This window comes from Sporomusa intestinalis (assembly GCF_055383785.1).
Genome location: NZ_AP042390.1, coordinates 2465766 through 2487083, shown reverse-complemented (window position 1 = coordinate 2487083; position 21318 = coordinate 2465766). Strand labels below are relative to the sequence as shown.

At 48.7% G+C, this 21318-nt stretch carries 23 protein-coding genes and 1 pseudogene; 1 reads left to right on the top strand and 23 read right to left on the bottom strand.

Going from position 1 to position 21318, the window contains the following annotated elements:
* Nucleotide 1: 1 nt before the first annotated feature.
* Nucleotides 2-358: a 30S ribosome-binding factor RbfA gene (rbfA, locus tag ACZ481_RS11610; protein WP_464770294.1), complete on the bottom strand. Its 357-nt coding sequence runs from the start codon at nucleotides 356-358 to the stop codon at nucleotides 2-4.
* A 27-nt stretch (nucleotides 359-385) separates the two neighbouring features.
* The gene (gene infB / locus ACZ481_RS11605; RefSeq protein WP_464770619.1) at nucleotides 386-2140 is read right to left on the bottom strand and encodes a translation initiation factor IF-2; all 1755 of its coding nucleotides are present in this window, start codon (nucleotides 2138-2140) and stop codon (nucleotides 386-388) included.
* A 201-nt stretch (nucleotides 2141-2341) separates the two neighbouring features.
* On the opposite strand from infB, the gene ACZ481_RS11600 reads away from it, so the two are divergent.
* Nucleotides 2342-3055, top strand: coding sequence for a hypothetical protein (locus ACZ481_RS11600; protein WP_464770702.1), 714 nt, complete (start codon nucleotides 2342-2344; stop codon nucleotides 3053-3055).
* Here ACZ481_RS11600 and ACZ481_RS11595 read toward each other — a convergent pair.
* The 21 genes and pseudogenes from ACZ481_RS11595 to ACZ481_RS11495 all read right to left on the bottom strand — a co-directional run.
* Nucleotides 3056-3124, bottom strand: a pseudogene (locus ACZ481_RS11595) (translation initiation factor IF-2 N-terminal domain-containing protein); the annotation flags it as partial.
* Nucleotides 3125-3166: 42 nt separating this feature from the next.
* On the bottom strand, nucleotides 3167-3472 hold the full coding sequence (locus tag ACZ481_RS11590) for a L7Ae/L30e/S12e/Gadd45 family ribosomal protein (RefSeq protein WP_464770293.1): 306 nt from the start codon (nucleotides 3470-3472) through the stop codon (nucleotides 3167-3169).
* Nucleotides 3469-3732, bottom strand: a complete 264-nt coding sequence (gene rnpM / locus ACZ481_RS11585; protein ID WP_464770292.1) for an RNase P modulator RnpM — start codon at nucleotides 3730-3732, stop codon at nucleotides 3469-3471. Before rnpM ends, ACZ481_RS11590 begins: the two co-directional genes overlap by 4 nt.
* Complete coding sequence (nusA, locus tag ACZ481_RS11580) at nucleotides 3729-4808, bottom strand: transcription termination factor NusA (protein ID WP_464770291.1); 1080 nt, start codon at nucleotides 4806-4808, stop codon at nucleotides 3729-3731. The genes rnpM and nusA overlap by 4 nt, the downstream gene beginning before the upstream one ends.
* A gap of 30 nt (nucleotides 4809-4838) precedes the next feature.
* Entirely contained in the window at nucleotides 4839-5297 is a 459-nt protein-coding gene (locus ACZ481_RS11575; RefSeq protein ID WP_464770290.1) for a ribosome maturation factor RimP, read from the bottom strand.
* Nucleotides 5298-5690: 393 nt separating this feature from the next.
* Nucleotides 5691-9380: a PolC-type DNA polymerase III gene (locus ACZ481_RS11570; protein WP_464770289.1), complete on the bottom strand. Its 3690-nt coding sequence runs from the start codon at nucleotides 9378-9380 to the stop codon at nucleotides 5691-5693.
* 37 nt (nucleotides 9381-9417) lie between these two features.
* Complete coding sequence (locus tag ACZ481_RS11565; RefSeq protein ID WP_464770288.1) at nucleotides 9418-10089, bottom strand: MgtC/SapB family protein; 672 nt, start codon at nucleotides 10087-10089, stop codon at nucleotides 9418-9420.
* A 132-nt stretch (nucleotides 10090-10221) separates the two neighbouring features.
* Nucleotides 10222-11937 carry a proline--tRNA ligase gene (locus ACZ481_RS11560; RefSeq protein ID WP_464770287.1) on the bottom strand — a complete coding sequence of 572 codons (1716 nt, stop codon included), beginning with the start codon at nucleotides 11935-11937 and terminating at the stop codon, nucleotides 10222-10224.
* Nucleotides 11938-11940: 3 nt separating this feature from the next.
* Complete coding sequence (gene ispG, locus ACZ481_RS11555) at nucleotides 11941-13008, bottom strand: flavodoxin-dependent (E)-4-hydroxy-3-methylbut-2-enyl-diphosphate synthase (protein WP_464770286.1); 1068 nt, start codon at nucleotides 13006-13008, stop codon at nucleotides 11941-11943.
* A gap of 14 nt (nucleotides 13009-13022) precedes the next feature.
* Entirely contained in the window at nucleotides 13023-14054 is a 1032-nt protein-coding gene (gene rseP, locus ACZ481_RS11550; RefSeq protein WP_464770285.1) for an RIP metalloprotease RseP, read from the bottom strand.
* A 24-nt stretch (nucleotides 14055-14078) separates the two neighbouring features.
* Nucleotides 14079-15239: a 1-deoxy-D-xylulose-5-phosphate reductoisomerase gene (locus ACZ481_RS11545; RefSeq protein WP_464770284.1), complete on the bottom strand. Its 1161-nt coding sequence runs from the start codon at nucleotides 15237-15239 to the stop codon at nucleotides 14079-14081.
* 24 nt (nucleotides 15240-15263) lie between these two features.
* On the bottom strand, nucleotides 15264-16100 hold the full coding sequence (locus ACZ481_RS11540; protein WP_464770283.1) for a phosphatidate cytidylyltransferase: 837 nt from the start codon (nucleotides 16098-16100) through the stop codon (nucleotides 15264-15266).
* On the bottom strand, nucleotides 16101-16883 hold the full coding sequence (locus ACZ481_RS11535; RefSeq protein WP_464770282.1) for an isoprenyl transferase: 783 nt from the start codon (nucleotides 16881-16883) through the stop codon (nucleotides 16101-16103).
* 116 nt (nucleotides 16884-16999) lie between these two features.
* Entirely contained in the window at nucleotides 17000-17170 is a 171-nt protein-coding gene (locus ACZ481_RS11530) for a DUF362 domain-containing protein (RefSeq protein WP_144350127.1), read from the bottom strand.
* Between the two features lie 4 nt (nucleotides 17171-17174).
* Nucleotides 17175-17378, bottom strand: coding sequence for a hypothetical protein (locus tag ACZ481_RS11525; RefSeq protein ID WP_464770281.1), 204 nt, complete (start codon nucleotides 17376-17378; stop codon nucleotides 17175-17177).
* 2 nt (nucleotides 17379-17380) lie between these two features.
* A complete protein-coding gene (gene frr, locus ACZ481_RS11520; RefSeq protein ID WP_464770280.1) occupies nucleotides 17381-17941 on the bottom strand; it encodes a ribosome recycling factor in 561 nt (186 codons plus the stop codon).
* On the bottom strand, nucleotides 17938-18666 hold the full coding sequence (gene pyrH / locus ACZ481_RS11515; RefSeq protein ID WP_464770279.1) for a UMP kinase: 729 nt from the start codon (nucleotides 18664-18666) through the stop codon (nucleotides 17938-17940). Before pyrH ends, frr begins: the two co-directional genes overlap by 4 nt.
* Before the next feature lie 143 nt (nucleotides 18667-18809).
* Nucleotides 18810-19457: a translation elongation factor Ts gene (gene tsf, locus ACZ481_RS11510; protein WP_464770278.1), complete on the bottom strand. Its 648-nt coding sequence runs from the start codon at nucleotides 19455-19457 to the stop codon at nucleotides 18810-18812.
* Between the two features lie 68 nt (nucleotides 19458-19525).
* Nucleotides 19526-20224: a 30S ribosomal protein S2 gene (gene rpsB / locus ACZ481_RS11505; RefSeq protein WP_464770277.1), complete on the bottom strand. Its 699-nt coding sequence runs from the start codon at nucleotides 20222-20224 to the stop codon at nucleotides 19526-19528.
* 178 nt (nucleotides 20225-20402) lie between these two features.
* Nucleotides 20403-20966, bottom strand: a complete 564-nt coding sequence (locus ACZ481_RS11500) for a DUF6115 domain-containing protein (protein WP_464770276.1) — start codon at nucleotides 20964-20966, stop codon at nucleotides 20403-20405.
* Between the two features lie 15 nt (nucleotides 20967-20981).
* On the bottom strand, nucleotides 20982-21314 hold the full coding sequence (locus ACZ481_RS11495; RefSeq protein ID WP_464770275.1) for a hypothetical protein: 333 nt from the start codon (nucleotides 21312-21314) through the stop codon (nucleotides 20982-20984).
* Between the last annotated feature and the right edge of the window lie 4 nt (nucleotides 21315-21318).

Below are 21318 nucleotides of genomic sequence, written 5' to 3'. Positions count from 1 at the left end.
GTTATTGCTTGCCTTCTTCCTGCTTAATTTTCAAGATAAGTTCCTGAATTCGTGCACTATATTCCAATGTTTCGTCAAGATGCAGCGATAATTCGGGAGCAAATCTCATACGAATACGTTTACCTATTTCAGCCCGCATATAGCCTAACGATTTGGTAAGTCCGGCCCAGGTCTCTGCTTTTTGCTCATCGCTGCCCATAAGGCTGATATATACCTTGGCACTGCGTAGATCGCCAGTAGCTTCCACTCTGGTTACCGTTACGAAACCAATCCGAGGGTCTTTTAGTTCAGTCAGAATCAGCTTGCTGATTTCCTGCTTGATGAATTCCTGAACCTTTTCTACCCGCAATTGTCCCATAATAAATTCCTCCGCTACATATTGCCCTTATCCCCGGGGGGCAACTTCTTCCATTGTAAATGCTTCAATAATGTCGCCTTCTTTAACATCGCGGAACTTTTCAATCGTTATGCCGCATTCATAATTCTGGGCAACCTCTTTAACATCATCTTTGAAGCGCCGCAGCGACTCCAGCTTGCCTTCATGAACAACAATACCGTTCCGGATAAGCCGTACCTGGGCGGTGCTGGTTATTTTGCCTTCCAGTACATAGGAGCCGGCAACAACTGCTTTAGGAACAGAAATCACCTGACGCACCTCTGCCCTGCCTAACGGGACTTCTTTGAACTCGGGCGCCAGCATGCCTGTAATTGCCGCTTCCACATCATTTAGCGCATCATAAATAACCCGGTAGAGCCGAATGTCTATCTTTTCATTATCCGCAGCCTTGCGGGCATTGCCATCAGGCCGAACGTTAAACCCAATAATGAGCGCATTGGACGCCGCCGCCAGCATGACATCAGATTCATTGATCGCCCCGACGCCCGCGTGAACAATGTTAACCCGGACTTCCTTGTTTTTAATGCCAAGCAGTGACTGGCGGAGAGCCTCGATCGAGCCCTGAACATCGGCCTTAACAACGATGTTAAGATCCTTCAGGCTGCCTTCCTGAATTTGTTTAAATAAATCATCTAAAGAAACCTTTTGGGACTGCTTGATTTCCTCAGTACGTTTTTTGGCAATGCGCTTTTCAGCAATAACCCGGGCCGTCCGTTCATCTACGGCTACCAGTGTGTCGCCGGCCTGTGGAACATCAGTTAAACCAAGTACTTCCACCGGGGTGGACGGTTCAGCCTTTTTCACTTTTTCGCCCCGGTCATTTACCATGGCCCGCACCTTGCCGTAGGCTGTGCCGGCGATAATAGTATCGCCAACGCGCAGCGTGCCTTTTTGCACCAGGACTGTAGATACAGGTCCCCGGCCTTTGTCCAGTTTGGCTTCCACGATGGTACCATAGGCAAGACGGTTGGGATTTGCTTTGAGATCCAGCATCTCCGCTACCAATAAGATCATTTCCAGCAGTTCGTTGATACCTGTTTTCTGATGAGCAGACACAGGCGCCATAATAGTATCGCCGCCCCAGTCTTCAGGTATCAGCTGATGTTCGGCTAACTGTTGTTTAACCCGGTCCGGATTGGCGCCCGGGCGGTCCATTTTATTAATGGCGACAATAATTGGTACTTGGGCGGATTTGGCATGATTGATCGCTTCAATTGTCTGCGGCATAACACCGTCATCGGCGGCTACGACCAATATGGCAATATCTGTTACCTGGGCACCGCGAGCGCGCATGGCCGTAAAGGCTTCATGGCCCGGGGTATCCAAAAAGACAATTTTCTTACCCTGGCACATTACCTGATAAGCACCGATATGCTGGGTTATGCCGCCTGCTTCCTGCGAAGTGACATGGGTCTTCCTGATCGCATCCAGGAGTGACGTTTTACCATGGTCAACATGACCCATAACAGTGACAACCGGCGGCCGGTAAACCAGGTCTTTCTCATCATCTTCAATCTCAGGAATTTCTGTCGGATCTTCTTCCGGTGGAATGGCCTCTACCGCCACCCCAAATTCACCGCCTAAAATACTGGCAGTATCAAAATCGACTTCCTGGTTGATATTAACCATGGTTCCCAGCATCATCAGTTTCTTGATGATTTCCCCGGCTTCACGCCCCATTTTGCCGGCAAGGTCTTTTACGGTAATGGATTCCCCGATTCTAATGCTCTTAGGTTTCGGCATCTCCGCTTTAACATGAGGCGCCGCCTGATTTCTGGCAGACTGATGCCTGTTTTGGTTTGAACGTTTACCCGGACCGGAACTACCGGTATTCCGTTGATTGGCGGACCGGCGGTTATTGTTCTGGAATTGTGAATTTTGTTGTCCCGGCCTGTTCTCAGAACCTGAGCCGGGCCGCTGCCCTGGCCGCTGCTGGTTATTGCTATGATTGGGACGGTTCTGTTGCTGCTGATTATTGTTATTACCGGCAGGCTGGTTTGGTTGGCTGTTGCTATAGCCCGGACGGTTCTGCCGCTGCTGGTTATTGTTGTAGCCCGGACGGTTCTGCTGCGGCTGGTTACTGTTAAAGCCCGGACGGTTTTGCTGCGGCTGGTTACTGTTGTAGCCCGGACGGTTCTGCGGCTGGTTACTGTTGTAGCCCGGACGGTTCTGCTGCGGCTGGCTACTGTTATAGCCCGGACGGTTTTGCTGCGGCTGGTTACTGTTGTAGCCCGGACGGTTCTGCTGCTGGTTACTGTTGTGGCCCGGACGGTTTTGCGGCTGGCTACTGTTAAAGCCCGGACGGTTTTGCTGCGGCTGGTTACTGTTGTAGCCCGGACGGTTCTGCTGCGGCTGGTTACTGTTGTAGCCCGGACGGTTTTGCGGCTGGTTACTGTTGTAGCCCGGACGGTTCTGCTGCGGCTGGCTACTGTTATAGCCCGGACGGTTCCGTGGTTCCTGCGTATGTACCTCTTTTACAAACTGGGAATTTTTCTGTTCATTTCTGGCGGCCTGCTGAGCAGGCTGCGCGGCCCGTCCGGGAGCAGGTGCCTGCTCCGCCCCGCCTGTTTTCCGGGCAAAAGTTCTTTCCACTGCCACCTTGGCATCTTCATCCACACTGCTCATATGATTTTTGGCGACAATACTATGCCGTCCTAAAATATCTATAATTACTTTGCTGGTCGTATTATATTCCTTGGCTAATTCATATACTCTGTATTTGGACATTGATCCACCCCCATTTTCTTTCTCTCCCCAGGCAACATACGTTTACTTTTCGAGAGTCTTGACTATTGACTTGGCAAAACCTTCATCAGTTATAACCACAGCGGCCCGTAAGGCTTTGCCGATAGCACCGCCTAACTGCTCTTTTGTTAAAGCGCAATAGACGGCAATATTCCGGTATTGGGCCTGATATTCATACTCTTTTTTTGTACTGGCCGATGCATCACCGGCAATAATCAGCAGCCTGGCTTTACCTGATTTAAGGGCACCCTGAACGGCAAAATCACCAGATATTACCTTGCCTGCTTTTTGGGCCAAGCCCAAAATCGACATGAGCTTTTGGTCACTCATTCTATAATTCCAGCCCGGAGAGCATTGTAAACATCGGCAGAAATCTGTTGTTTAAGCGCTCTTTCCAGTCTTTTTTCCTTAAAGGCTTTGGTCAAACACGGTTCACTCCGGCACATATATGCACCCCGGCCGGCTTTTTTGCCGGTTGGATCAAGTACAATCTCCCCTTCCGGCGTCCTGACAACCCGCAGCAATTCTTTCTTTGCTTTCATTTCCTGACAGCCAACACACATTCTGAGCGGAATTTTCTTTGGCTTCACACCAATTCCTCCAATACCGGACTGGAAGTAAATGCGGGTGACTGGGCCGCCTGGGATTCACTCTTGATGTCAATCTTCCAGCCGGTAAGCTTAGCGGCCAGACGGGCATTTTGTCCTTCCTTGCCAATTGCCAGCGACAGTTGATAGTCAGGTACAACCACCCGTGACATCTTTTCTGTTTCCTGAACTTCGACTGACACTACTTTGGCCGGGCTTAAGGCATTGGCTATATATTTTGCCGGATCGGCATTCCATTTGACAATATCGATTTTTTCCCCTTTTAACTCATTGACAATGGTTTGCACCCGCATCCCTTTATGCCCTACACAGGATCCCACCGGATCAATGGTTTCATCCCGGGAATAAACAGCAATTTTAGAACGTAAGCCAGGCTCACGGGCTACTGATTTTATTTCGACAATACCGTCGTGAATCTCCGGCACTTCCAGTTCGAACAATCGCTTCAGCAGCCCTGGGTGGGTTCGCGATACCAGGATCTGCGGTCCCTTAGTGGTTTTCTTTACTTCAACAATATAACTTTTCAGACGGTCGCCGTGTTTATATATCTCATCCGGAATCTGTTCAGATGGTGCCAGAATGGCTTCGGCTTTACCCAGATCAATAAATACATTTTTCTGTTCCAGCCGCTGCACAATCCCTGTGACAATATCGCTTTCCCGGTTGGAAAATTCTTCATAAATCATGCCCCGCTCAGCTTCCCTGATTCGCTGCACCACCACCTGCTTAGCTGTTTGCGCGGCAATACGGCCGAAATTTTTCGGCGTCACTTCCAGTTCGACCACATCGTCCAGTTCATAACGCGGATCAATCGCCTTGGCTTCGCTCAGCGATAATTCCAGTCGGGCATCACTAACCTCCTGCGTTACGTTTTTTCGCGCATATACATGTATTTCACCGCTGGTCCGGTCTAACGATACACGGACATTTTGCGCCGAACCAAAATTGCGTTTATATGCCGAAATCAGGGCCGCCTCAATTGCATCAAACAATATCTCAGGTGCAATTCCTTTTTCTTTGCCTAATTGTTCGAAGGCTTGCATAAATTCTGCATTCATTAACTATTTCCCCCTATTCAATTTTCCTTCTTAAAACTCAATGTGCAGCCGGATGAGTGCAATCTTGGGCTGGGGAACACGCATAACCTGCCCGTCAGCCTCAATTTCAATATTGCCGGCCGCCAGGCCAATCAGTTTACCAGTGAATAATTTTTGACCATTGATGGGTTCATAGGTCTTTATCTCCACTTTATCACCAGCGTGACGGATAAAATCCCGTTCCTTTTTTAGCGGGCGGTCCAGGCCTGGTGAGGAAACCTCAAGGTAATAATGATCTTTGATTAAATCAAGGTCATCCAATTTGCGCTCAAGCTGTTCGCTAACCCATTGACAATCATCAATCTCAATGCCAGACTTTTTATCTAAAAATACCCTTAGATACCAGTCGCGTTCTTTAACGTATTCGACATCTACCAGTTCAAGCTCACTTTCGGCAATAATGTCCGCAACAAGCTTTTCCACAACTGCTTCTATTTTTTCTGTCGACATGCTTGTCAACACCTCCGCTTGACGGCTTAGTACTTCATCTTCCTCAAAACCAAGGATATTTTGCGCATCTTTTCCCGCACTGCTGCGTTGTCGTCGCCTTACATATGTCCGATATGCGCGGTTCCTCCGCCTTGCATTGCGAAAAAATCTACGCAAACTATTCCCTCGCTTTTAAGAAAGAGGAAGTACAGTAACCGTGACAGTCTCTTATTTTGTATTGTTGCCTGATATCTAACCCCTCATACCTAATTATGGTAAGAACATTAACGCCTGAAATAAGATGAAAGAGTGGGTGCCCGGTACCCACTCTTGAAGAAGTCAAATACTTTTATACTGCAATTATTATACCATTAAAATGGTAATCTTACAACCGGCTTTAGTTAAATTATTACATCAGGCAAACAGCATAATCTGATCTGTTTCATCAAGGCCGGCCAGACAGCCATGATTTTTTAAAATATCGATAACGGTTTTTGAAACCCGGCTGCGTGAGCGGATATCTTCAATGGACGAAAAAGGTTTGCTTTCACGGGCGGCCACAATATTATGCGCCGCTGACTCGCCTACGCCCTGCAGGGAACCAAGGGGGGGCAAGAGACCGTTGTCAATAATCTGGAATTTTGCAGCATCTGATTTGTATAAATCCACCCGGTGGAATACAAAGCCGCGCAAGTACATTTCATGGGCCATCTCCAGTATTGTCTGGATGCTTTTCTCTTTTACCGAGAGTGTATTCCCCTTTTCCTCCAGGCTCATCAGCTCCGCCTTAAGGGCCTTTTCCCCTTTAAGAATCAGGTCTGCGTCAAAATCAGTTGCCCTGACCGTGAAATAAGCGGCATAAAAGGCCAGCGGATGATGCACCTTACAATAGGCTATGCGAAAAGCCATCATGACATAAGCCACGGCATGGGCTTTGGGAAACATGTATTTTATCTTTTGGCAGGATTCGACATACCATTCAGGCACATTTTTTGCCCGCAGCTTTTCCACATCATCAGGCTTCACACCTTTGCCTTTCCGTACACTTTCCATAACTTTGAACGCTACCTGGGGCTCGACGCCTTTATGGATGAGATACACCATAATATCATCCCGGGCCGAAATCGCTTCCGACAGTTTGGCGGTACCATTACGAATCAGATCCTGCGCATTGTTCAGCCATACGTCGGTGCCATGGGAAAAACCGCTAATCCGCACCAGTTCACTAAAGGTTTTGGGCTTGGTGTCCTCCAGCATTTGCCGGACAAATTTAGTACCAAATTCAGGGATGCCAAAGGTGGCCACCGTGCTGTTAAGGTCATCAGGGGTTAGTTTCAGCGCCTCGGTTGATGAAAACAGACTCATCGTTACCGCATCATCGAAAGGAATGGTTTTGGCATCAATCCCGGTCAGATCCTCCAGCATTTTAATTACGGTCGGATCGTCATGCCCCAGGATATCAAGCTTAACCAGCCGGCTGCTGATGGAGTGATAATCAAAATGAGTAGTGATTGTTGCTGAATTTTTGTCATCGGCGGGATATTGAATCGGCGTAAAATGATGGACATCCATGTCCCGCGGTATGACCATGATACCACCGGGATGCTGCCCGGTGGTCCGCTTAACGCCGGTGCAGCCGCCCAGCAGCCTGTTTATATGCGCGTTGCGGGCCGCAGTGCCTTTTTCGGTTAGATAATTTTTGACAAAGCCATAAGCTGTCTTTTCGGCAATTGTTGCGATCGTCCCGGCCCTAAATACATTGTCGCGGCCAAACAATTCTTCGGTGTATTTATGAGCCACAGGCTGGTAATCGCCGGAAAAGTTGAGATCAATATCCGGGACCTTGTCGCCATGGAACCCCATAAATACGGCAAAGGGGATGTCGTGGCCATTTTTTTCCATGCGCAGCAGACAATGAGGGCAGGCTTTGTCTGGCAGATCAAAGCCGCCGCCATAGCTGCCGTCAGTAATGAATTCACTATACTTGCAGGCCGGACAGCGCCAATGCGGCGGCAGGGGATTAACCTCCGTTATTCCTGTCATCGTGGCGACAAACGAAGACCCGACCGAACCTCTTGAGCCTACCAGGTAGCCGTCGTCCATCGACTTTTTAACAAGTTTATGGGCAATAAGGTATAACACGGCAAACCCGTTGTTAATAATGGAATTCAGTTCATACTTGAGGCGGTCCGACACCAGTTCCGGCAACGGTGCTCCATACAGTGATTCGGCCTTTCGATAGGACATGTCTTTTATCTCTTCTTCCGCGCCGGGGATCTGCGGCGAGTACAACTCTTCCGGAATCGGTTTAATGTTTTCAATCAGATCATTAATCTGCCGCGGGGTTTCTATTACCACCTCATAGGCTTTGTCGGGCCCGAGATAGCTGAATTCGGCCAGCATTTCCTCCGTTGTCCGGAAAAAAAGCGGTGGCTGCTGATCAGCATCATCATAGCCCTGTCCAGCCATCAGGATACGGCGGTATATCTCATCCTCCGGATTGAGAAAATGGACATCGCAAGTGGCGACAACCGGTTTGTCCAGCTTTTGCCCCAGCTCGCAAATCCGGATATTGATATCGCGCAACCCCTGCTCATCAGCCACTTTGCCTTTGCGCAGCAGGAATAGATTATTCGCGATTGGCTGAATTTCCAGATAATCATAGTACCGGGCAATACGGAGCAATTCTTCCTCATTGCTCCCGTTAATCATTGCCTGTATGAGCTCCCCGGCTTCGCAGGCCGACCCCAGTAATAAGCCGTCCCGGTAGCCGTCAAGGATTTTCCGGGGTATGCGCGGTTTACGGTGCAGGTAGCGGAGATGCGAAATTGACACCAGCCGGTATAGATTGCGTAAACCAATGTTATTCTGCGCCAAAATGATAATATGGCGGGATTGGTTGATATCCTCATCAAACAAATACCCTTCCATTCCGTAAATAACTTTAATGCCGACACTGTTTGCTTCCTCATAGGCCTCGGGAAAAGCCTGTACTACCCCGTGGTCGGTAATGGCCACAGCCGGGTGGCCCCAGCTGGCCGCCGTCTTGATCAGGTTTTTGGCGGAAACGATGGCATCCATGGCGCTCATACGGGTATGGGCATGCAATTCAACCCGGCGGACAGGCGCCGTATCCTGGCGGTCGGCCTTTTTTTCCATGCGGCACATACTGTCGGCAAATAATACCAGTTCATTGGCGAATTTGTCGTATTGGACTATGCCTTTTACGGTGACATGCATCCCGTTGGTAATGGCTCCGGCTGTTTTACCATACTGCTCCTGATTATCAAAAAATACCTTGCCGCTGATACCGTCGGTTTGATCGACAAGGTCAAAGGTAAGCAGAAACCGGCCGGATTTTAATTCTTTGAGTTCATGGTTAATAATCTGACCGGCAAGAATTACATTGCGCACTTCTTCCTGGATGGCGCTGATAGGCTGCAGCGAATCGGCGGCGCCTCTAATATTGCGGCCAAATATGACCGGATTATCATTGGCCTTAGACTTAGCCTTAGCCTGGGGGGCAGCGGCTTCAATGAGGGCTTCTTTATACTCCGGCGTCAGGAAGGCATCATCGCCCGGAGCAGCCGGCGCTTCGGCAACTGCGTTGGTGAACCGGACTTCACAGCGGCGGCCAAATTCCCGCAAAATAAAGGTTTGCATGACCTGATCAACACCGCGGTCTTTCAGGATTGCCGTTGCCAAACCGCCGGCAGTCTCGATTGTCAGTGTTTCTTCATCATACGCCCAGGAAGCGTTAAGCAATAAAGGTTTTACTGCCTGCTGTCCCTGCACGACCTGGCAGGCAAACTGAGGCCAGTTTTGCGTTAAATACTGTCTTAAATCCTTAACCTGCTGCTTAAACAGTACTTTGCGCAAGCCGCATTTCTGGCATAAATGCGCCGCGGCAATATCGAAAATTTCCGTGGCGATAGACGCGGCAACGGTGATATGTATCGTCCAGGCCCCGGTGGCGGGATTGATTTCCACTTTATTTACTTGGGATGACTTTAATGCTTCCCGGCCTGCCGGATCAACCGGCAGTTGGTCAACAAACAGGAAAAAGCTCTGACAATTTTCTGGTATAATGCAATAACTAGGCAATCAAAACCTCTCCTATCACAAACTGGTCATTCTCATTTTAACATGATTTATCCAGGGAAAGCACGCCGTCAATTTCGGCCAGTTCGGCGAATATTTGGATCATATCGGCCTCTGGCGGGATTTTTAGGACAAACTCTAAATTTATTACTTTTTGTTCAGGCACATGCTGCATGCTTATATTTTTTATGCCGACACCGTGTTTGCCAAAAAACATGCCCACCCGGCCAAGCTGTCCGGGCTGATCACGGATCACCAGCTTAACCCGGTCACAGTATTTATTGCTCCAATGGCGCCGCTCCATCTGGCCGAACAGCACCAGGGTCAGAAATACCAGGGCGGTGCCCGCAATACCGGCAAAAAACTGGCCGCAGCCGATCGCTAAGCCAATGCCGGCAACTACCCATAAGCTGGCAGCTGTAGTAAGGCCTTTTACGGTTACTCCTTCGCGCAGAATGGTACCGGCTCCCAAAAAACCAATCCCGCTGACAACCTGGGCGGCAATCCGGCCAGGATCTTTGTTGACAGACTCATAACCGGCAAAACCATAGACAGAAACGATCATCATTAACGCCGAGCCAATACACACCAGGATATGAGTACGCAAGCCGGCAGGGCGCTCCAGGCTTTCACGCTCCAGTCCGATCAAGCCGCCAAGAACACAGGAGATGCCTAAGCGCAAAACAATATCGATTTCACTAATAGGAGCCATATCATCACCCTCCGTGTAGGTATTACGGGCTAACTGCCGTTGACCGGGACCGGGTATCTCCCGCAACAGCTGGCAGGAATGCAAAAAGCGTGATAGCCAGGCATCACGCTTTAGAGTGTAAACTGCATCTGGTTACAGTTTGGCAAGCAATTCTCTGATACCCTCAAGATAGTCCTCCGGACTAAAATAAAGTGTCTCGCCTGTACGCCGTATTTTTACCTCAATTAGATTTTCACTAATGGTTTTGGGACCAACCGTCACTTTCAAAGGATAGCCAATCAAATCGGCATCCTTGAATTTAACGCCAGGCCGCTCGTTACGGTCATCAAGCAAAGCTTCCACACCCTGAGCACACAACTCGACATATATTTTTTCCGCAAACGCCTTTTGGGCTTCATCCTTAATGCTGACAGGGATAACCACTGCCGCATAAGGCGCAATCGGTGCCGGCCAGATGATTCCATGCTCATCATAATTTTGTTCAACAGCTGCAGCCATGGTCCGGCTTACGCCCACGCCATAACAGCCCATAACCATAGGCCGTTCTTTGCCGTCTTCGCCAATAAAGGTTGCCTGCAGGGCGGTACTGTATTTAGTAAACAATTTAAATACCTGTCCAACCTCAATTCCCCGCGCTGTTTTTACCGGCGCGCCGCAGCGGGGGCAGGGATCATTTTCCTGAATCAGGCGGATGTCGGCAATGATGGCAGATTTGAAATCACGGCCGGGATTTACGTTAATATAGTGTAAATCCGGTTTGTTGGCCCCGCATACGGCGTTATACATATTCATAACGGTGGCATCGGCAACTATAAGGACATTTTCCTTGCCTTCCAGGCCTACCGGCCCGATATAGCCGGCATTGCTTTGCAAAATACCGGCGATTGCCTCATCATTGGCCATAGCAAGCTGCAGGCAGCCAACCTTGTTCAACAGTTTAATTTCATTAACCTCATGATCGCCCCGGACAAGCGCCAGCACAAGGCTGCCGGCATCGGTACGGTAAGCCAGGGTTTTTATCGTTTTTTCCGGAGTGATGCCAAGGTACTGGCAAAGAGCGGCAATGGACTTGGTGCCTGGCGTGACTTTTTCGGCCAGGGGCAGACGTTCTTCAGCCGGGGCCTGTACCGGATGAAGTTCCGCTTTTTCCACGTTAGCAGCATAATCACAGCCGCCACAGTAGCCAATAGCCGCTTCCCCGGATTCGGCCAAAACCATAAATTCATGGGAACCGCTGCCGCCGATGGCGCCCGAATCGGCTTCTACCGCCCGGAATATCAGGCCGCAGCGGGTAAATATCCGGGTATAGGCATCATACATTTTATTATAGCTTTGATCAAGACCGGCTTCATCACGGTCAAAGGAATACAGATCTTTCATTATGAATTCCCGGCCCCGCATCAGGCCAAACCGGGGTCTGATCTCGTCGCGGTACTTATTCTGTATCTGATAAAGCAGCAGCGGCAGCTGCCGGTAAGAGCGGACCTCACCCCGCACCAAGGTTGTTATCATTTCTTCATGGGTTGGCCCCAAGCAGAAATTCCGGTTATGCCGGTCCTTCAGGCGAAACATTTCCTCACCGTAAACGCTCCAGCGGCCTGTTTCCTGCCACATTTCCGCCGGCTGGATGATCGGCATCGCCAACTCCTGGCCGCCTTTGGCATCCATTTCTTCCCGGACAATGGTTTCGATTTTCTTAAGTACCCGCCAGGCCAGCGGCAAATAGGAATAAATACCGCCGGCCGCCTTACGGATAAATCCGGCCCGCAGCATCAGCTGATGACTTATAATTTCGGCTTCTGCCGGCGTTTCTCTTAAAGTCGGCGCAAATAGTTGGGAAACACGCATAGACTAATTCTCCTCCTTAATAAGCTTATCAATTTCAGCAAACAATGCACTTATGAGTTCAGTTTCCGGGATCTTGCGGATGATTTTGCCTTTGCTGAACAACAGACCTTCCCCTTTGCCGCCGGCAATGCCCACATCGGCCTCCCTCGCTTCACCCGGACCATTGACAACACAGCCCATTACAGCGACAGTAATCGGCTTAGCCACATGTTTAAGTCTATCTTCCACGACTTCAGCAATAGGAATAAGATCAAGCTGGCACCGGCCGCAGGTTGGACAGGACACCAGCGTGGGTCCCGCCTGTTTAAGCCCCAGGGCTTTAAGAATTTCATTAGCTGCCCGGACTTCCTCCACCGGGTCGCCGGTAAGAGACACCCGGATCGTATCGCCAATCCCCTGTGCCAGCAGCGCCCCGATCCCCACAGCCGACTTGATGACCCCGGAGCGCACTGTTCCTGCTTCCGTTATGCCTAAGTGCAGGGGATAATCTGCAGCCTCTGCCATAAGCTGATAAGCACGGAGTGTAAGCGGCACATCATGCGCTTTCAATGATACCTTGATATCAAAAAAGTCATGTTTCTCCAGCATATGAATATGACTGAGAGCACTCTCCACCATAGCCTGTGCGGTTGGCCGCCCGTCATATTTAGCCAGCATCTCCTTGCTGAGCGATCCGGCGTTAACGCCGATACGAATGGGAATACGCTTTTTTTTAGCGGCAGCGACTACCACAGCTACCTGCTCGGGATTGCCGATATTACCGGGATTTAAGCGCAGAGCGTCAACGCCCCGTTCTATCGCGGCAATGGCCAGACGATAATCAAAATGAATATCGGCCACCAGCGGGACATCAACAGCCAGCTTTATTTGCTCTATTGCCAGAGCCGCAGCCATATCCGGCACAGCAAGGCGCACGATGTCACAGCCGGCATCAGTAAGCCGCTTAATCTGGGCTACAGTGCCGTTTACATCGTCGGTACGGGTATTGGTCATGGACTGTACCGTAATCGGGGCCAAACCGCCGACTGCGACCTGGCCAATGTTAAGAGAACGTGTTTGTCTGCGTTGCATTTACTCTCACCAGCTTAAAACAATTTTAACCGCGATATATCCTTAAACGTCGCCACAACGAACAGCAGCATCAGCAACGCAAAGCCTATCATTTGAATAAACTGCATTTGATTCCGGTTGAGCGGCTTACCGCGTACGCCTTCCACCGCCAGGGTTACCACATGTCCGCCGTCCAATACAGGCACCGGCAAAAGATTAATTAAGCCCAGATTTATGCTTAAAAAAGCGGCAAACTGCAAGAGCGGGATAAGGCCAAGCTGTGCCACCTCGCCAGCCATTTGCGCAACGCCAATCGGCCCGGCCACATCAGCAGCCGTCTTGCCTGTGATCATTTCCCCAATGCCAATCAGCATACTTTGGGCAACGAAAAAGGTCTGTTTGGCCGCAAGTCCCGCCGCTTCCCCCAGCCCGGGCTGGTATTTGTCAATTTGCGGCGTAACGCCAATGATGCCCCGGTTACCTTTTTCATCATATTCAGGCGTAAGTACGGCAATTTTTCCGGTCTCAGAACCGCGGGTATAAGTAATGGTAAGCTGCGTGCCGGCGCTGCCCTGAATGGCGCCAACAAATTGACGCCACGAATCTATCGGGGCCCCATTAACAGCGGTTACCCGGTCACCAGACTGCAAGCCGGCCACGGCTGCCGGTTTTTCCGGAAAAATAGTGCCGATTAAAGGCTGATTTGACGGCGTATCAACGCCGGCACTCACAAATACAATAAACAGCAAAATAACAGGCAGCACAAAATTCATGGCTGAACCGGCCACAATGACCAGCATCCTGGCCCAAATCGGTTTAGCGCTGAAGGAGCGCTCATCCTGTTCTTCCTCAGGATCCATACCGGCAATCTTGTTAAAGCCCCCGAGGGGTATAATACGTAAAGAGTAGACTGTTTCGCCGATTTTCCGGCTTATCAGCTTTGGTCCAAAACCGATAGCAAACTCATCAACTCTCATACCAACACTTTTAGCGGTAATAAAGTGACCAAGCTCGTGAAATAAAATCAACAAACCAAAAACAAAAATAGTCGCTACAAGTGTAGACAAATTTTCACCAACCCTTCAAATATGTTACCGTTTTCTGAAGTCTGCCACTACCTTCCGGGCCTGGTCCCGGGCCCAGGTATCTGCCAGATAAATCTGGTTCAGATCGATATCAGGAACATTTATATGGCTTTCAATAGTATAGCCTATAACCTTGGGGATATCAAGAAAACTAATTTCCCCCTGTAAAAATGCAACCACGGCCACTTCGTTGGCGGCATTGAAAACGCAAGGCATTGTCCCCCCGCTTTTGCCGGCGTTATAGGCTAACGCCAAGGCCGGAAAGTGAATGACATCCGGTTGCTCAAACGTCAAGGCCGCCAGGCTCGTAAAATCCAGGCGCGGATAACTTGACGGAATACGCTCCGGATAAGATAATGCGTACTGGATGGGCAGCCGCATATCGGGCAGACCCATTTGGGCCAGGACACTGCCGTCAACAAACTCGACCATGGAATGAATAATACTTTGCGGATGAACGCAAACCTCAATCTGGTTATAGGCTACATCAAACAGCCATCTTGCTTCAATGACTTCCAGGCCTTTGTTGGCTAAGGTAGCTGAATCAACGGTAATCTTGCGCCCCATAGACCAATTGGGATGTTGTAAACAGTCCGCCACCGTCACATTTTTCAGCTCCGGCGCCGTCCGCCCCCGGAACGGTCCGCCTGATGCGGTAAGAATAAGACGGGAGATTCGGTTTTTATTCTCACCTTGCAGGCACTGAAATACAGCACTGTGTTCACTATCCACCGGATAAACACTGACATTGTACTGTTTAGCCAGGGGCATGACAAATTCGCCGGCGGCCACTAGCGTTTCCTTATTTGCCAATGCAATATTTTTTTTGGCTTTTATTGCGGCTATCGTCGGCCCCAGCCCGGCAAAACCGACAAGTGCTGTCACCACCGTATCTGTTTGCGGAAAGGTAGCTGCTTCCAGCAGCCCTTCCTCACCTGTTAAAATTTTTGTCGGCCCGTGATAAACGGCAGCCAGCCGGTCGGCAGCCTGCTTATCAATCAAAACTGCCAACTGCGGTTTAAAATATTCTATTTGTTCAGCCAGCAACTTATCACTTTTATAAGCAGCCAATACCGTAACTTTATATTTATCCGGATTAGCGGCAATCACTTCAAGGGTCTGCGTGCCTATAGACCCCGTACTTCCTAACACTGCAACATGTAGCATAAAGAAGATCTCCTGTCTATAATTCTAAATAATAATAAAAACTTTAACATAATAATATACTACCGGCGTGGCAAACATAATGGCATCAAAACGGTCAAGCACACCCCCGTGGCCTGGTAACAGACGGCCTGAATCCTTAACGCCGGCAAAGCGTTTCAGGGCCGATTCCGTAAGATCGCCCAAAGGGGCCGCAATGCCGACAAGCAAGCCGAGGATAAAAACAGGGATGACCGGCAAGCCAAACAGCATTCCCATCACCGTTATCCCCGCCGTACTGCCAACTAAGCCGCCGGCTGCGCCTTCATAGGTTTTCCCCGGACTGACGGCCGGACATAGCTTATGGCGCCCCAGGGTAGAACCGACAAAATAAGCCAGTGTATCACTGGCCCATGTACCGACAAAGGCTAACCATAGATAGGCAGCCCCAGCCGCCAAACTACCCAAGGCTGTGGGTATGTATTGATTGGACTCAATAAACCGCAGCAAAAGCAAATGAGAAAATGGCAGGCTTATGTATAACGTTCCCAGCAGGGTAACGGCAGCTTCAATCATTCCATAACTTTTATGGCATAGTACAGTTCTAGCCAGTGTAGCTAAGACAAGGAGCAAAATTACCATAATGAGTTCCTGGCTATTGCCAAGCCAGGCACAGCCTAACACCAAAATTACACCCGCAAACCCAATGTGATAGTGAACCTCTATATTCTTAACAGCCATCATTTTATAGAACTCATGCCAGGCTACCAGTGCCAGTAATGCTACAGCGGCCGCAAAAATCCATGTTCCGTGATTAATAATATATACAGCTACCGGTATTCCAATAACTGCTGTTATAATACGCTTACCAAGCAATGTAGGCACCTACCGTTTTTTTGTATTTTTAATGCCGCCAAACCGGCGTTCCCGCTGTTGAAATTCATATACAGCCTGTACTAAATGAGCTGGTTTGAAATCAGGCCAGTTAATCTCAGTAAACCAAAATTCAGTGTACGCCATTTGCCATAATAAAAAATTGCTTATACGATAATCACCGCTGGGCCTGATCAATAAATCCGGTGCCGGCAGGCCCGCAGTATATAAATTTTCTTCGATAACTGAATCATTAATAGCATGTAGTTCCAATTCTTTATGTACTGCTTTTTCAGCAATTATTTTAACAGCACGCACAAGCTCAGCCCGTCCGCCATAGTTTACAGCGAGATTTAAAATTAAGCCGGTATTGCGAGCAGTATGCGCCTGAGCTTTTTCTATTTTTTTCTGCAGGCTTGGAGCCAGTTCGTCAATTTGGCCGACAAAACGAATTTGCACATTATTCTGATGAAGCTCATTAATCTCATTATCAAGATAATCTGCCAGCAGACTCATCAGCAACTGCACTTCATCAGCCGGCCGGCGCCAGTTTTCTGTTGAAAAGGCATAGGCGGTAAGAACCTGTATCCCCATTTCAGCAGCTGCCTTCACAATCCCCCGCAAGGTTTCTGCCCCGGCCCGGTGACCCAAAGCCCGGGGAAGTCCTTTTTTCTGGGCCCACCGCCCATTGCCATCCATGATGATTGCTATATGCCGGGGAAGTCTCTCATGATTAATTTTATCATAATGATTAGGTTCCCCGGGCTCACTTCGACTAAACCATTTCTTCCACACGCTAAGCCCCTCCGCCAAACTGTTAACTGTAATCAATATCAGAATTATCCCCGAAATCTAGTAAAATTAGCCAACGTATACCAAATTTAAACCCCCTCTTCCGAGGGGGATTTAAATTACTCCGGAGCTATAATTGCACCAGTTGGGCAAACTGCTGCACAAGCGCCACACTCAACACATTCGTCAGTGATGGTGTAAACCGGCTCACCCTCTTTGATGGCTTCAACCGGACAAGTTGCAGCACAGGAACCACATGCAACACATTCGTCTGTAATTTTGTAGGCCATTTGTTTAAAACACCTCCTTTCCCATTTTTGCGGCAACCGTTAACTTATAGATACCAACCTCATCTAATTGCTGCCTGATAACAAAAAGATCGTCTTGCAGCGGAAACGTCGCCCGTGCAGGTTTGGTAACGGTAACGGTATAGGGAAGATTAGCTTGCTCCAGTTTATCGATAACCTTAATTAGCGGTTGCGCAACTGTATCCAACACGGCTACACTTCCATTATTTCTTTTTCTTTTGCGGCCATGGCCAGTTCTATTTCTTTAATATATTTATCTGTCAGCTTCTGAATATCATCCTGAGCCTTCTTCGCTTCGTCCTCCGAAACACTCTTGTCTTTTTCGGATTTTTTAATACTTTCATTGGCGTCACGCCGGAGATTACGCACGGCAACTCTGGCTTCTTCCGCTTTTTTGTGAATCACCTTGACAATCTCAGTCCGCCGTTCCTGGGTAAGCTGGGGAATAGACAGTCTGATAACAACCCCATCGCTATTAGGCACCAAACCCAGATCAGACTTTTGAATGGCTTTGTCAATCGCATTCAGCAGCGATTTTTCCCAGGGCTGAATAATAATCATGCGGGGTTCAGGCACCGAAACATTGGCTACCTGGTTTACCGGCGTCGGCGTACCATAATAGTCGACAAGCACCTTTTCCAACAGGGACGGCGTAGCCCGTCCCGCCCGCAGGCTGCCGTATTCGCGCCGCAGATTTTCCAACGCTTTTTTCATTTTATCTTCATGGACAGCATAAATCTCTTTGACTATCATTTCTTTTCTCCCCCAACGATAGTTCCAATCTCTTTGCCTAACGCCGCTGCTAATATATTGCCAGGCTCATCAATACTAAATACTACAATCGGTATTTTATTATCCATACAAAGTGACGTAGCCGTCGAGTCCATAACCCCCAGCCCGCGCTGCAGTACTTCAATATATTCAAGCTCTTTGAATTTCTTGGCATTAGGATTATGCCGGGGATCGGAATCATATACCCCGTCGGCATTCTTTTTGGCCATTAAAATGACATCTGCTTCAATTTCCGCTGCTCTGAGGGCAGCAGTGGTATCTGTAGAAAAATAGGGGTTACCCGTACCGGCAGCAAAGATAACTACGCGTCCCTTTTCCATATGGCGTATCGCCCGGCGCCGGATATATGGTTCAGCTACCTGCTGCATGTTAATGGCGCTTTGTACTCTGGAATCCACACCGCAATGTTCAAGTGCATCCTGCAAAGCCAGCGCGTTCATAACCGTAGCCAGCATACCCATGTAATCGGCAGTGGCCCGGTCCATGCCTTTGGCACTGCCGGCAAGACCACGCCAAATATTCCCGCCGCCAACAACAATAGCCACATCCAGCGGACTTGCTTTAACTTCTTTAATCTCCCTGGCGATAGCATCAACCACAACCGGATCCACACCATAACCTTGAGTCCCGGCCAGGGCCTCACCACTTAATTTTAAGACAACGCGTTTATATTTACCCGCAACCAATAGAGGGACCTCCTTTAATTACATTTCTACAAATAGAGAATAAATCCTTTATTTGGAACAATTTTTTTTCTTCTCTGAGAAAACGTACCCCTTTTGCCCAGGGCGTATTTTCTTTAGAAAAAAGAGAACACTATGTGTTCTCTTTATTTCTTAACTGCAGCCATTACCTCCGCTGCAAAATCATTGGCTTTTTTCTCAATCCCCTCACCCAGATGATATCTGGTAAAGCGGCGAACTGAAATATTCTCGCCAATTTTAGCCACGTTGGCAGTGATCAGCTGAGTTATCGTTTTGTCCGGATCCTTGATAAATGGCTGTTCCAGCAAACAGGCATCTTTATAAAATTTCTCCAGACGGCCTTCAATCATTTTTTCCACAATATGGGCCGGTTTACCCTCGTTAAGAGCCTGAGCCCGCAAAATTTCCCGCTCATGGTTGAGTATTTCTTCCGGAACTTCCTGGCGGGAGACATAAGTGGGGTTAGCGGCCGCAATTTGCATCGCAATATCACGCACTAACGCTTTAAAGCCGTCAGTCTTAGCCACAAAATCTGTTTCACAGTTTACCTCAAGCAAAACACCAATACGTCCTGCTCCGTGTATATAAGCTTCAACAAGGCCTTCGGAAGCAACCCGGCTTGCTTTTTTCGCAGCAGCAGCCAAACCTTTCTCCCGTAGAAAATCAACAGCCTTTTCCATATCACCATTTGTTTCAGTCAGCGCTTTTTTACAATCCATCATACCGGCGCCGGTCCGTTCCCGTAATTCTTTAACCATTTCAGCCGTTATCATTTTAATCCTCCTAACGATTATTAAAGGTAAGAGGGCAAACTCCCCTTACCTTTAATCTGCAATACTAATTACTCTGCCATCTGCTCGCCTTGGCGGCCTTCTAGTATGGCATCGGCAACTTTTGCGGTAAGTAGCTTGACAGCCCGGATGGCATCATCATTGCCTGGAATAACATAATCAATTTCATCAGGGTCACAATTAGTATCGACAATACCAACAATAGGAATTCCCAAATTGCGGGCTTCAGCCACGGCGATCCGTTCTTTCCGGGGATCAATAATAAAGAGCGCGCCGGGAAGTTTATGCATGTTTTTTATGCCGCCAAGAAATTTTTGCAGCCGTTCCATCTCATGGCGCAACGTAATGACTTCTTTCTTGGGCAACACTTCAAACATACCTTTTGCTTCCATATCCTCAAGTTCACGCAATCTATTGATGCGTTTTTGAATTGTCTGGAAATTAGTCAGCATACCGCCAAGCCATCTTTCATTAACATAAAACATGTCACATCTGATAGCTTCCTCTTTTACCGCTTCCTGCGCTTGTTTCTTAGTGCCGACAAACAGCATCGTCTGGCCCTGGGCAGACAGATCGCGGACAAAATTATACGCTTCCTCTACCTTTTTCACTGTTTTTTGCAGGTCAATAATGTAAATACCATTACGCTCCGTAAATATGTACGGCGCCATTTTGGGGTTCCACCTTCTGGTTTGATGTCCGAAATGGACACCGGCCTCTAAAAGCTGCTTCATAGAAATTACTGACATAAACGTACACCTCCTGTTAATTTACCGCCGCAATCCGCATCTTTTGCTTTCACCCAGCTTGGGCACAGTAGCAAAATTAGATTGCGTGTGTGATAACACCAAAAATTAGTATAGCATACCTACTTCCTGATAACAAGTCATATGTTGCAAAAAATCAACGATATATTGCCCGCAATGCTTATTTTTTATGCAATTGCAATAGCAGCATGATTTCACCTTTGCCAATACCGGTAGCCTTGGCAATCTCTGTCACATTATAACCCTGATCGGCCATGGCCATAATAATCCGGTGCCGTTCATGCTTCACCGGCTCAGGGTGTATTGGCCTGCTGTCAATTACGGCTGTTTTGGCAAAGTCGCCGGCTATAGCCGGCTGCTCAGGGGCCAAGGATATACTGTTCATGCCGGCGGCAGGCGCAATAGGCTGCTCCTGTTCTGTTGCCGGACCCTGTTTACAGTCTGATTCACTCAATTGCTGAAGGACTTTATTGGCTGCTTCGACCTGCTCGGTAAGCCTGGCAATTTTGGCCTCAGCTTCATCCAGTAACAATTCAAGCTGCATAGCCTCATCCTCCAGCCGCTTAACGGCCAGGTCGGCCGTTTGTTCGAGCTGCCGGACAAACTCATCGGCAGGGGCAGATAGGTTGAGAGTAAACATTTTGGCAAGCATTTGTTTTTTATATAACAGGAAAAACACTAAAAGCAGCAGGGAAAGCAGGAAAATAATCACGCCAGTAAGCAAAATAGCACCTCGCAGTTATGTTTTTATATCAATAATATGGCCAAGGACAGGGTCCCGGCCACTGACCGGATTCTCTTCTTCCTCTGTTTCCACTGGCTTCGCGGCCGGCTCTTTACGCGGATAGTAGCTAGCGGAACGTTCTTCTGCCGTCTCGTCACGGTTGACCCGGCCGCTCTGGCTCTTTTCCACATCCTGAACCTGATGCTGCCTTATTTCTGCAGTTTTCTGCAGCTGTTCCGCAATCTGCTGCTGCTGTAAGGTACTCTGCTGACCAAGGGTATTCTGTTGTTTTTGTACTTCTGTCGCGCGGGGAATAAGCACCTGCATATCAATGGATCTAATGCTCATTGCC